This window comes from Corynebacterium macginleyi (genome assembly GCF_003688935.1).
Lineage (GTDB): Bacteria > Actinomycetota > Actinomycetes > Mycobacteriales > Mycobacteriaceae > Corynebacterium > Corynebacterium macginleyi.
Map to the genome: position 1 here is coordinate 59,829 of NZ_REGE01000003.1, position 12,235 is coordinate 72,063.

The 12,235-nt window shown below is 57.5% G+C and carries 10 protein-coding genes; 3 read left to right on the top strand and 7 right to left on the bottom strand.

The window, feature by feature from the left end; all coding sequences use genetic code 11:
* Positions 1-2: 2 nt before the first annotated feature.
* A complete protein-coding gene (locus tag D9V82_RS03600) occupies positions 3-1,172 on the top strand; it encodes an ABC transporter permease (RefSeq protein ID WP_121911032.1) in 1,170 nt (389 codons plus the stop codon).
* Between the two features lie 54 nt (positions 1,173-1,226).
* Here D9V82_RS03600 and D9V82_RS03605 read toward each other — a convergent pair whose 3' ends face one another.
* The 7 genes from D9V82_RS03605 to D9V82_RS03635 all read right to left on the bottom strand — a co-directional run bounded on the left by D9V82_RS03605 (position 1,227) and on the right by D9V82_RS03635 (position 9,874).
* On the bottom strand, positions 1,227-1,430 hold the full coding sequence (locus tag D9V82_RS03605) for a hypothetical protein (protein ID WP_121911033.1): 204 nt from the start codon (positions 1,428-1,430) through the stop codon (positions 1,227-1,229).
* A gap of 72 nt (positions 1,431-1,502) precedes the next feature.
* Positions 1,503-1,823: a molecular chaperone GrpE gene (locus D9V82_RS03610; RefSeq protein ID WP_121911034.1), complete on the bottom strand. Its 321-nt coding sequence runs from the start codon at positions 1,821-1,823 to the stop codon at positions 1,503-1,505.
* Positions 1,810-2,316, bottom strand: coding sequence for a MarR family winged helix-turn-helix transcriptional regulator (locus tag D9V82_RS03615; RefSeq protein ID WP_121911035.1), 507 nt, complete (start codon positions 2,314-2,316; stop codon positions 1,810-1,812). Before D9V82_RS03615 ends, D9V82_RS03610 begins: the two co-directional genes overlap by 14 nt.
* 5 nt (positions 2,317-2,321) lie before the next feature.
* Positions 2,322-4,910, bottom strand: coding sequence for an AAA family ATPase (locus D9V82_RS03620; RefSeq protein WP_121911036.1), 2,589 nt, complete (start codon positions 4,908-4,910; stop codon positions 2,322-2,324).
* A 5-nt stretch (positions 4,911-4,915) separates the two neighbouring features.
* Complete coding sequence (locus D9V82_RS03625) at positions 4,916-6,031, bottom strand: metallophosphoesterase family protein (RefSeq protein WP_121911037.1); 1,116 nt, start codon at positions 6,029-6,031, stop codon at positions 4,916-4,918.
* 2 nt (positions 6,032-6,033) lie between these two features.
* Positions 6,034-6,855 carry an SWIM zinc finger family protein gene (locus tag D9V82_RS03630; protein WP_121911038.1) on the bottom strand — a complete coding sequence of 274 codons (822 nt, stop codon included), beginning with the start codon at positions 6,853-6,855 and terminating at the stop codon, positions 6,034-6,036.
* Positions 6,856-6,859: 4 nt separating this feature from the next.
* Positions 6,860-9,874 (bottom strand): SNF2-related protein, encoded by a 3,015-nt coding sequence (locus D9V82_RS03635; RefSeq protein ID WP_121911039.1) that lies wholly within the window; start codon positions 9,872-9,874, stop codon positions 6,860-6,862.
* A gap of 168 nt (positions 9,875-10,042) precedes the next feature.
* Here D9V82_RS03635 and putP point away from each other — a divergent pair, with 168 nt between their 5' ends.
* Together putP and D9V82_RS03645 are read left to right on the top strand one after the other, a co-directional pair.
* Positions 10,043-11,614 (top strand): sodium/proline symporter PutP, encoded by a 1,572-nt coding sequence (putP, locus tag D9V82_RS03640; protein ID WP_121911040.1) that lies wholly within the window; start codon positions 10,043-10,045, stop codon positions 11,612-11,614.
* A 34-nt stretch (positions 11,615-11,648) separates the two neighbouring features.
* Positions 11,649-12,215, top strand: coding sequence for an HNH endonuclease family protein (locus D9V82_RS03645; protein WP_121911041.1), 567 nt, complete (start codon positions 11,649-11,651; stop codon positions 12,213-12,215).
* Positions 12,216-12,235: the final 20 nt, after the last annotated feature.

Sequence of the window (12,235 nt, forward strand, 5' to 3'; positions counted from 1 at the left end):
CCGTGCAGTATTCGGCAATGAAGACCATAGGGACCGTCGCCAAGCGCGAAATGGCGGTTGCCCTCAAGACCAAATCCGTTGTCATCATGATGCTGCTGCTTTTCATTGGTGCCATCGCCACCCCCATTATCATTGACTTGATTGCCGGTGGTGACGATGAATCAGATTCCGTCGCCGTGGTGGGCATGGAGGAAGACGCATTCGCTGATTCCGGACTGGAGACGCAGGCCGCAGATGACAGGGATAGCGCGGTGCAGCTTATCGATGATGGCGACGTCGACGCCGCGCTCGTGCCCGCCGACGACGAGGGGTGGGAGCTTTTGGCCAACGGCACCGTCTCCGCCACGATCTCCACCACAGTCAATCAAGTGGTCGCGGCGCAGGCGCAGGCAGAAGCCTTGAATACGCTGAATATTGATGCCCAAGACCTTGCCACCGCCACCCCATCAACCAAGGTGACCGCGGTTGATCTGGAAACGGGTGAAGCCTCCGAAGAACAGATGGGCAATGTTGGCATCGTCCTTATCGCCGCCTTCGTGGTGGTCTTTTCCATCATGACCTTCGCCGGGCTCATCGGTGGCCGCGTTACAGAAGAAAAATCCTCGCGCGTGGTGGAAATCATCCTTTCCACGGTGCGCCCAGTGGATTTCTTGGCCGGCAAGGTCATTGGCAATACCATCATCGGGCTGCTCGGCACCTTTCTCGTCCTGGCCGGCGGCGTGGCTTCCCTGGCATTTACTGGCGCAGCAAGCGAAATCCAGCTCGACTATGGCCTAATCGCTGCCCTGTTCGTCGGAGAAATCCTCGGCCTCTTGTTCTTCGGCAGCCTCTATGCCGCAGCCGGCTCCATGGTACAGCGCACCGAGGATCTGCAATCGACGCAGATGCCCATCCTGCTCCTCGTCATTGCCACCATGTATGTCCCCATGTTTGGCTGGATGCACTTGGACGCCACCTGGATGCAGGTCATGGGTTGGGTGCCGCCGGTCTCCATGTTGGTCGCTCCCCTCCAAGTCGCGAGCGGCAATATGAGCTGGCTGGGCTTGGCAGGAAGCTATGCGGTCCTCGCTGTAGTCACCGCGCTGATCCTCATCGTTGTCGCGCGCATCTACCGCCGCGCCATCTTAAATAATGGCAAGAAAATGACCTGGCGCCAGGTACTCAAGAAATAAAAATAATTCCGGCCTCCCACTATCCAAGGGAGGCCGGTTTTCTACTGCGCTGAATTACTCAACAATAAATTCGTTGATGATCGGCTGGGTGATATCCAGGGTGCCGTGCTCGATGTAGTACATGCCAAAGAACATAGCTACGATCGGTACAAGGACCACCAGCATGCAGGGAATCCACTGGACAAAAACAGGAACCCAACCCTCGGATTGCTGCCGGGCCGCCGCCTCGCGTTGTTCTTGAGCCTCACGCTCGTTCATAAAGATCAAACCTCTCGCTTCACCGAAGATTAACTAGAATTATCTTAACAGTTTATGATCTCTGCGGTGGCATTAGATCCCTGGATCTTCGTCGTTTAATAAAGCGTCGAGGAATGCCTCGCGATCTGCGAACATTTTCTCGATGTCCTCTTCCGCGCCCACGATCCAGGTATCGGCATCCTCATCAAAGGTCAACGCGGAATCGGGGTAGGTTTCCAGGGCTTCTTCCATCGCGGCAAGCTGATCGGCGTCGGCGCGATCCTCAGCGAAGGCCTCTGGGTCACCAATGCGCTGGCTCAGCTCCCCCAAAGCCGTTAAACCATACTGTTTGTGCTGCTTTTTGGGGTGCTCGAATAGTTCTTGTCCCATCATGGCAACGTTATTTTCCTCCATTCAATAAAGAATCCGGGACGAATCCCGAATATCCGGGGACATTATTGACCTGCAATACCCCATGGAAAAAACGCTTGAGTGCGGGAACATCGTCCTCGTGGAGATGATCAAAGACCAAACGGCGGACGGATTCCACGTGCTCAGGAGCAGCACGCTCGAGATGATGGAGCCCAGCCTCAGTGATGTGCACGTTGACCCCGCGGCCATCATCAGTGGTCTTTTCCTTGACCAAAAGCCCGCGTTTCTCCATGCGGGTGACCTGGTGGGAGGCACGCGACCGGTCCCAGGCCAGCTCAGTGCACAGGTCGCGCAGGCGCAGGTGCTGATTAGGAGCCTCCGAAAGCGATACCAAGACCGCGAATTCGGAAACGGAGATCTCCCCGCCCGCCTTGAGCGTCTCGTCCATGCCCCTATCTATCTTGCGGGTCGCAGCCAATAAGAGGCGCCATAGCTCCTGTTCATCATCGGTTAACCAGCGGGTTTGTTCAGACATAAGGACTAGATTACCCCCTTCAGCATGGCGATGTCGCGCTCGCTGCGTCCAATTACCCGCGAATAGCGTTGCGGCATGCAGGTAAAGACCAAAACCTGATTCTCGCGGCCCACCTGTGAGAACAAGGTGGACATCAATTGCAGGCGGTGGGCATCGGTAGAGCCCAACGCGTCATCGACGATGACCGGCACGGATTCTTCCCCCGCCACCAAGCGCGCGATGGCAAAGCGGGTAAGGATAGCCAGCTGTTCGCGCGCTCCGCCAGACAGGCTGGTCATGGCCACCGTTTCATCATCGCGGGTGCGTGCGGTGACGGACAAATCTTCTGCCAACTCAAAGCTGATATCCCCGCCGTAAATGGTGTGGGCGAGCTGGGCCAGCGCCGCCATGAAGGGCTCGGCGTAGCGCTGGCGCGCGGCATCGCGATGTTTGAGCAGCAGCTCGCGCAGGTAACGCGCCGCCAGCGCGCGCTTTTCCACGCTTTCTAATACCGCCTGCGCCATCTCTGCAGCTGCTTGGGCCTGCTGCTCGCGTTCGGCCGCACCCGAATGATAGTTAATCTCGCTAGACAGCTTGCCCAGCTCCACCTTGGAATTTTGTACCTGCTTTTGCAGGTACTCTAGGTGCGATCGCGCGCCCTTTACCAAGTCTTGGGCGGTAGCCAGGTCCACGGCCTCCATCTCAGATAGCTGTTCTTCCAGCGTAGTCACCCGCATATCCAGCCGCTTTGTTTCCTCTTCCAACCCAGCATCGGAGGTCTTCTCCCGCGCTTCGGCCAACTCGCGCTGGGCACGCTCGGACTTCTCAGTCGCGGCGTCGAGCTCAGCTTCCAGGCGCACCGCGTCGTGGGCAATGCGGCTTTCGCGAAAGGGAATGAGCTCGCGGTCGAGGGCATCGACAAGCTCACGTGCTTTTTCCTCCGCGTCCTCGGCAGCGGATAAATTCATGGTCGGTGCGTCATCGAGCCCGGAGACTTTCTTCTTGAGCGCCGCGTGCTGGGCACGCAACTCACCCAAATCATCCGGCCCCAGCTCACCTTCGAGTTTGCGCGCGGCCGCATCCAATCCGGCATTTTGCTCGCTGTGCACCTTGTGCAGGGCCTCGGCGGCGGCGATGGACTCCACGCCGGTGGTATCGAAAAGCTCCTGCAAGCGCGCCTCGGCCTGGTCCACCTCGCGCTGGGTTTTATCGGAAGAGTACGCGCCAGCCACGAAGCGGGCGGTGATATTGCCGATGGTGATCTCGCGGCCATCGACAAGCTCAATTGCGGGCTGCTTGGCGATGTCCACCTGCTTTCCATCCACCCCAATCTCCGCACCCTCAGGCCCGGAAAACTCCACCTTGGCGGCAGTAGCATCATGCAGGCGCTTGGCCAGTGACAGATTCGCATCCGCCTTGCGGAGTTCCTCGACATCCGCGGCGGTTATCGCGCGCCCACGCTGGGCGATCTCCGCTTGCGCCTTCTCCACGCCCTGCGCCAAGTCCTCTACCTTGAGCAGACGCTTATCCAAGCGCTGGAAGATCTCCTTGTCCTGATACAGCCGCGCCTGTTTCAGCGCGGCGCGCGCGGTGGCGTAGTCCTTTTTGGCGGTGGCCAGCTTCTTTTCCGCGGCCTCTTTCTTCTCGTTCTCCTCTGCAGCTTTTTCACGAGCGGCCGCGAGATTTTCCGCGGCGGTTTCCTTTGCGGTGCCGGCGGCCTCGAGTGCCTCGGTCATCTCCTGGCGCTTAGACTGCGCATCTTTCGCGCGTTGAAAGTCCTCTTTGGCGCGAGCGAGCTCGGCTTTGTGCGCATCCACCTGGTGCTGGGCCTTCACGGCTTCATCTGCGGCGGACTGTTTCTCGGCGAGATCCTGGCGGGCCGCGGGAAGCTGTTCCTCGGCTACTTCCTGTTGACGTTCCAAGTGCTCATAGCGCTCCACCACAGAATCGAGCCCGTGCACCGCAGCAGTTGCTTCTTCCAGCTCTCGTGTGGCACGCTCCAGGGTCTCCTGGGCCTTCTTATATTCGCCAGTCGCCTTGGCCGCCTTTCCAGTGAAGTAGCGCTTATATTCCCTATCTACCTTGGCCAAAAGCTGGGAATCATCGCCGGATACCTCGTCATCCGCTAGGCCGGTCTCCTGCTCAAGGGCCCGGGTTAACGAGGGAATGCCTGCCGCGGAGATGGCGTCTTTGGAGTCATCCTGGCGCATGAAGAGGACATCCAGAAGCTGGCGATCCATGTTCCGGCTTAAGATCTGTTCCAGCTCGTCATCGGCCTGGCGCTCGGTAAATTGCGCGTGGCGCGGGGACGAAATAACCAGCTCACTGTACTTCTTCTTCAGCCAGCGCTTGGCAATACGAAAGCGGTACTCCCCCACGGAAATATCAGCGATGACCTCCGGCGAGACGTCCTTGCCTACCGGCTGCAGTTCCCGGATGCCGCTAGAACCAGCCGTGTGTTTTTCCGTCAGCACCACATCGAGGGCCTCCACGATGGTGGATTTACCCGCCTCGTTCTCGCCGTGGATGACCACCACCCCAGTTTCTGGAAGTTCATCTAAAACCAAGTGCTCGATGCCGCGAACATTTTTAATCTCTAAGCTGTGGATGCGCATGTGATTTATCCCTCCAAGCGAAATAACAGGTTGGCGGCGTCGCGGGCCACCGGATCCGCGCGGTTATCCAGCATCTCCTGCAGGGCGTCGGCGGCATAGCCAGAAATATCCAGGTTAGCTAGTTCATCGTCGCTAGGCTCCAGAAACAGGTCCATGGTCCGCTCGCGTGGGCGCAGCGAGGCAAAAACCGCCTCCAACTCATCCAACCCACGCTGCAGCCGAGCATGCGCCGCAATGCCGAGGGTCCCCTGCAGGCCGTATTTAATCGCCGTGCGCACCTTATCCGGGTACTCCTCCAGGCTGCGTAAGAAGCGCTCGACATCCTCGGCGGAATTGACGGAGGCATCGAGGGCTTCAAACGTCCAGCGCCCGATGCTGCGCTTATTGATGTCTATATCATCCCCCGCAATCCTTACCACCAGCACATTCCCGGAATCGACCTCGCCGCCACCGGTGGAGCATTCCTTAAAGTCCGTGGTCTCCGGGCTGCCGGAGAACCAGACACGGCCAGTCTTGCCCAGGCTGGCCGTCGAGTGAGTATCACCCAGTGCCAAGTAATCAATCACCCCGCGGTCCAAACACTCCTCTACGAATTCCAAGTCAATGGTATCGGCATCTCCCCCGCTAGTACGCGAATCCACCTGGCCATGGCCCACGGCAATCCGGATTCCCTCCGTAGGCTCGAGCGGCTCCAAGGCCTGGCGTACCAAATCGTGGTTGGCGCGCTTGGACAGGTATGGCGCCCCCACCAATTCCACGCCCTTGCCCACCGCGATCGGCTCTGAATCCGCGATGACGTGCACATTATCCGCGCCGGTGCGATAAAACACCGAGTCCGCGACCAGCGGATCGTGGTTTCCTGGCAGCACATATACCGGAACGGGCAAGCGCTTGAACATTTCGGTGGCACGTGCCAGAATCTCCCGGGAGAGCGCATTGTGTTCAAATACATCGCCAGCCACGACGATGAACTGCGCGCCAACTTCCTCCGCCAGCTGGCCTAGATGCATGATGGCGGACTCGCGGTCATCGTTAAAACGACCTTGCGCCTCCCCTTTCAAGAACCAGCGGGTCATTCCCAGTTGGAAATCGGACGTGTGGATAAAGGTCGTTGCAGTCATAATCAATGCGTTAAATGGTAGTAGAGATCTTCAATATCGGACACGGCACGCAAAAGGTCAATATTAGTATGCGATACGGCCCGCAGGGCCTTACGCAAGAGGTCCGGATCGGAATCTTCTAATGCTGGGGCAACCTTGGGGTGCGGCAGCTTAGGCATTCCACGCCCATTCCAGAACACATCGTTTTTTTCTTCCACAGATAAATCGCTGGCCCCAAAGCTTTCGCGGGAGACCTGCTGCGATTGCTCCATGACGGCCTTTTCCAGGCGCACAAAGTCCAGCCCGCGCATATTAAAAATCACGGCCGGATCCGCATCAGCGCGGGTGGCGAGCCTATCTCCCACCGCGACAACGTGTTTGCACGTATACGCGGAATCCGGACACGTGCAGGATAAACGCAGTTCCTCGGCGTCGCTGGCAAAAAGGGTATCCAGCGCGTCTTCAGATAACAGGCCCTTCCGCGCATTCGCTACAGAATTAGGCGTGCGTGCAAAGTGCCCTGCGAGTGCGGCAATATCGTCATTATCGCGGTACGGCAGCTGAATGAGCACCGAAAACGGCTCGTTCTGGGAACCGGCCACGCGCCCATGAATGGCACCATTGCGAATCTCCAGGCCCACCACGTGCCCGCCTTCGGCATATTGGCGCCCACGACTCAGCCGCCCCCTATCCGCATCGTGGCTAGTGAAAGAGGAAATTCGAGCAGCGGTCCTAGAAAGCAGGCGTCCGCTGCGGTCAACATGGTTGACCTCGTCAGGAGTGCTCACCCGCTTGCGGGTGCCAAAGTTTGCGTAGATGACATTGTCATCGCCCTTGACGGCCATCCGCTTACTCCTTTCCCCGGTAACTCATAAGCTCTGCCAGCTGGTCCGGCTCCAATTCCGTGAGCCAGCCCTCGCCTTCACCCACAACCGCACCAGCCAGCTGCGTCTTGCCATCCAAGATATCTTGAATGGATTCTTCCAACGTGCCAGCGGTAATCATCTTATACACCTGCACATTGCGGCGCTGACCAATGCGGAAAGCGCGGTCCGTAGCCTGGTTTTCCACCGCGGGGTTCCACCAGCGGTCCATGTGTACCACGATGGACGCAGCGGTCAGGTTGAGACCCGTACCGCCCGCCTTCAGCGAAAGGATCATCGCCTGCGGGCCATCCTCGGACTGGAACCCTTCCACCATCCGATCGCGCTTGTTTTTCGTCAGCCCGCCGTGTAGGAAGGGAATTTCGTGGCCCAGCTGCTGGCGCAGGTACGGCTGCAAGATGTCCCCAAAGGCCTTGTACTGGGTGAAGATGAGCAAGCGCTCGCCGGATTCAGTTGCGGCATCAATAATCCGCATCAGTTCTTTTACCTTGCCCGAGCGATGCTTGCCCTTCATAACCACCGGCGAATCATCTCCCAAGTAATGTGCGGGGTGATTGCAAATCTGCTTAATCCGGGTAAGCGAGGCCAAAACGATGCCGCGCTTGCTCATACCCGTAGCATCCTCCAAGCTCTTCTTCACCTCATTGACCAGCGCCTTGTACAGGGCGGCCTGCTCGGTGGTCATGGATACCGTCAAAATCTGCTCAGATTTTTCCGGCAGATCATCGATGATATTGGGATCGGTCTTAACACGGCGCAAGATAAGAGGTGCGGTCAGCGCGCGCAGCCGCTTAGACATCTCCTCATCATTATTGCGCTCGATAGGCTTAGCAAAGTGGTTACGGAAAAAGGACGCCGTGCCTAAAATCCCCGGATTGCAGAAGTCCAAGATAGACCGCATCTCGGACAGGCGGTTTTCCACCGGCGTACCGGTGAGCGCCACGCGGTGTTCAGACGGCAGCGATCGCACCGCCTTAGCGGAACGCGTGGCCGAGTTCTTAATGGCCTGCGCCTCATCGAGGACCACACGCTGCCAAGGCACCTCACCCAAGAGATTGAAATCCCGGCTGACAGTGCCATAGGTCGTAATAACGAGATCTGCTTTACCTGCGGCCTCGAGGAATTTCTCCCCTCCCGGCCGCCCCGCGCCGTGCTGCACCATGACCTCGAAATCCGGCACGAACCGGCGCGCCTCGCGAGCCCAGTTGCCCACCACTGAGGTGGGTGCCACCACCATAGTGGGCCCAGTTTGTTTGCCGCGTTCTTTCTCCACCGCCACAAGGGACAGTAGCTGGAGGGTTTTGCCGAGCCCCATGTCATCGGCAAGCACGGCGCCAATATTGTTACGCGACATCCAATACAGCCAGTCGACGCCCGTGCGCTGGTACTCGCGCAGCTCCGCGTGTACGGTCGCCGGAATCTCCACGCGTTTAGGTGCTACCGTATCCATCCCGCCGAGCAAGGCGGTATGCCACGTAGTACCGGTAAATTCGATGGGTTCTTTGGCCATCGACTCGAGCGCTAGTTCCCGCAGCTCCGCCACCGTAACCTGCTGCTCAATTTTCTCGTTGAACTCTGCACGGCGCCGCTCAACCTCCGCCATGAGCTGCTGCCAGCCAGGTTCGTTAAGTTTCTTGGACATCTCTGCCGCGGCAGCCAAGTGTTCAAGCTCTTTTTTGGCGCGCTCACGGGACTTTTCTGCCAGCTCTTCCATATAGGACGAGACCTTGGATACAACCTGGGTATCGGCCATCACCCATTTTCCACGCAGCTGAATGAGCCCGGACTTGGAATTAACCAGCTCATCCATCTCAGCCTCAGTAAGTTCCACATCACCCACGGACATGCGCCAGTTATAGTCCACCAGCTGATTCATGCCGATGTGCTTCTTCGTCGCTGCCTCCGCGGGGTCTCGCGCGGCGCGGGTTTCCAGCTTGGCCTTCGTATCCATCTGGGCCCACGATTTGGGCAGCATGACGGTAATTCCCCGCTTCTTCAGCTCGGGCACCTCGTGCGCAATAAACTGGGTAAGCTGCTCCGTATCCAGGTAGACATCCCAATCGCCGTCGCCAGGCTGAGACATTTGCGTACTCTGACCCAGACTAGGCGCCGCACGCACGGCCTTGCGGTGATTCTCGCGGAGCTTCTCGATGCTCGCCCTATCCCACTCATCCGCCAACACCGGCCGCGGTGAATCTGTTCCAGAGCGCACCCGCACCCGGATCGGCCACGCCGCGTCTTCCGGCTCCTCTACAATATAGACAAGCTGAAGTTCTACCTGGTAAATGGAATTTTTCCATTCATTAAGTCCACGCAGCAATTGCGCACGACCACGACGGATAGGAGCCGTCGTCAGTAATGCACGGGCGAAGTCGTGCCAGGGCATAGGCCGGGGCTCATTGAGCAGCGGCTGCAATTCCCGGTTGGCAATCCAGTGCGTTAGTTCATCGGCCAGGTCATCCGAAAGGGCCCTATTATTAATATGGAGTATCCCGGGTGCCGCCGCCATCATCTCTGCCAGCCAACCACGCTCGCCCAAACCAGAGGCCAGCTGCCACATGGGGAACCATTCATTGGCCTGGTACGCCAGCCGAAATGTCACTCTGCCTGCGCGGACAAACTTGCTCAGACCGCTATATGCGTGGATAAGCCAGTGTAGATCCGGCGCAACCGATGCCGGCGGCTGGTGATCCAAATACTCCAACTGAGCTAGGGTCTCTACCGCTTCTTCCGGCGCAAACATGGCCATGGGCACCATGAGTGAGACATCTTTGCCCTTTGGGGTTCGTAGTGATACGCGCGCCCGATTCCGGAAAGATTTCTTAGCCAATATGGCTTCGACTGCCTGCGGAAACGTCTTCTCCGGCACAGCCGAAGGCATGACGATCTTGTGCCCTTCTACCTGCTCAATCCATAGACCAAGCCCCGAGACCGGCAGCCACAGGCCATGCACAAGGTAAGAAGCCATAACCGCCAGCATAGCAGCCCGCTATAGTTTTGTTACAAGCTCGTTATATTCACGTCTTTGTCCAGTTAAATGGTGAAAAACATCACTAGAGATTTAAGACACAGCTGAATTTTAGCTTGGGCGAAACTTAAGTCACCGTTAGCGTGTACATAACCGAAAAATCACTAAAAGGAGTGAAACGTGCAAGAATCAACTTGGTACGTCATTGCGATGATCGTGTACTTCCTCGTAATGGCAGCCATTGGCTACTGGAGCTATAAACAAACCGATGAATATGACGATTATGTTTTGGGCGGCCGTGGCCTGCACCCGTTCGTAGCGGCTCTCTCCGCCGGCGCATCCGATATGTCCGGCTGGCTGCTTATGGGTCTGCCTGGCGCACTCTTCCTTTCTGGCTTTTCCGAACTGTGGATGCCTATCGGTCTTATTATCGGCGCATGGGCAAACTGGAAATGGATTGCTCCCCGTTTGCGGGCTTACTCGGAGGTTGCGGGCGATTCGATAACGGTCCCGTCTTTCTTCGAGAACCGTCTACGCGATAAGTCGCGCATGCTGCGTATTATCTCCGCAGTTATCATTATCTTCTTCTTCACCTTCTATGTTTCTTCCGGCATGGTCTCTGGTGGTCGTTACTTCGAGTCCACTTTCGGTGGTGACTACATCACCGGCATGTTGGTCATCGCCTCAGTAACCATTTTCTACACTTTCATCGGTGGCTTCTTGGCAGTGTCCTATACCGACGCTATGCAGGGCATGCTGATGTTCGTCGCCCTGCTGATCGTGCCAATCATGGCACTTTTCGCGCTTGACGATGCCGGCGCGATCTTCTCCTTCGCCACCAACAACGATTACGCCACCGACGGCGTCCTGCCTGCAAACGATAACTACTTATCTCTCTTCGCTGGTGTTTCCGCTGGTGTTATTGTCGGCAACGCCGCTTGGGGCCTTGGCTACTTCGGCCAGCCCCACATCATTGTGCGCTTCATGGCGATGCGTAAGCCTTCTGACGCCAAGCAGGGCCGTTTCTACGGCATCACCTGGATGAGTCTTTCCGTTATTGGTGCTGTCTTCGTTGCGCTTACCGGTACTGTGTACTTCACCCAGTTCGGCGAAACCATCACTGACCAAAAGAACTTCGAGACTATTTTCCTAGACATGGCTCAGGCCATGATGCACCCCTTGCCTGCTGGTTTCGTCTTGACCGCGGTCTTGGCCGCGATCATGTCCACCATGTCCTCCCAGATGCTCGTGGTTTCCTCCTCCCTGATCGAGGACCTCTACCTCATCATCGCAAAGCGCAAGCCTGCCGAGAGCATCCTGATTAACCTATCCCGTACCGCCGTTGTGGCCATCGCGATTATCGCCGCAATCCTGGCTATCAACCCGTCTGACTCCATTCTCGGCCTGGTCGGCTTCGCATGGGCTGGCTTCGGTTCTGCTTTCGGTCCGCTCGTCATCCTGGCCTTGTACTGGAAGCGCCTCAACGCAGCCGGTGCGATCGCCGGCATGGTTACCGGTGCAGTCGTCGCCATCGGCTGGGGCATGTCCCCGCTAAGCGATTCCCTTTACGAGATGGTTCCCGGCTTCTTCTCCGCACTCATCGTTACCGTTCTAGTCACCGTGGCTACCAAAGGTCCGAAACAGGAGGTTCTCGACGAGTTCGAGGAAGCCGAGAAACTTGCCAAGCTCGTTGAGAAGGACGAGTCCTTGGACTTCGAGGAAGCAGCAGAAAAGGTTTCCGATAACAAGTAGGAACCTTCCCGCGCCCCGTGGAGTCCAATAGGACATGAAATCCTATTACTTGGCCGCGCTTTCATGCATAACCATTCTCGTTATCGCATGGTACGCGTGGCCTTTTCCGCGTTTCGAAGTCTCCACGGTGTCAGATCGCACAAAAATGCAGGGCTACAACCGCGACGAATTCGGCGGCTGGCAGCCCAATGGCGCGTGCACCACGCGTGAGGCCATCATAAAGAATCAGGCCAGTGAAGCCCTTTCTGACTGCCGTCCGCAGTCCGGCATGATCTATGACCCCTATGCGGGCGAGATGATTTCAGCCACCTCTCCCATCGAAGTCGACCACATTTTCCCCCTTTCTGCCGCCTTTGACATGGGTGCCGCGGATTGGGACCGAAACACTAAGATTCGCTTTGCCAATGATCCGCTTAATCTGGTGGCCACAAGCCGGAAACTCAACCAGGAAAAGTCCGATTCCCTCCCCTCCGAGTGGTTGCCGCCAGCCAACCGCTGTGATTACTCGCGGCGCTTAGCAGAGATCGCGCAAAAGTATAAGCTATCATTGTCCCGCGCGGACGTTCGGGCCATGAGAAGACAATGTCGGTTCGATTTCTAAAAGGGAAATTTATTAGGGTG

Excerpts from the sequence above, each read along its gene's own strand:
- D9V82_RS03645 (WP_121911041.1), top strand. The coding sequence starts at position 11,649 with ATGAAATCCTATTACTTGGCCGCGCTTTCATGCATAACCATTCTCGTT.
- D9V82_RS03625 (WP_121911037.1), bottom strand. The coding sequence starts at position 6,031 with ATGACTGCAACGACCTTTATCCACACGTCCGATTTCCAACTGGGAATG.
- D9V82_RS03630 (WP_121911038.1), bottom strand. The coding sequence starts at position 6,855 with ATGGCCGTCAAGGGCGATGACAATGTCATCTACGCAAACTTTGGCACC.
- D9V82_RS03620 (WP_121911036.1), bottom strand. The coding sequence starts at position 4,910 with ATGCGCATCCACAGCTTAGAGATTAAAAATGTTCGCGGCATCGAGCAC.
- D9V82_RS03635 (WP_121911039.1), bottom strand. The coding sequence starts at position 9,874 with ATGCTGGCGGTTATGGCTTCTTACCTTGTGCATGGCCTGTGGCTGCCG.
- D9V82_RS03610 (WP_121911034.1), bottom strand. The coding sequence starts at position 1,823 with ATGGAGGAAAATAACGTTGCCATGATGGGACAAGAACTATTCGAGCAC.
- D9V82_RS03615 (WP_121911035.1), bottom strand. The coding sequence starts at position 2,316 with ATGTCTGAACAAACCCGCTGGTTAACCGATGATGAACAGGAGCTATGG.
- D9V82_RS03605 (WP_121911033.1), bottom strand. The coding sequence starts at position 1,430 with ATGAACGAGCGTGAGGCTCAAGAACAACGCGAGGCGGCGGCCCGGCAG.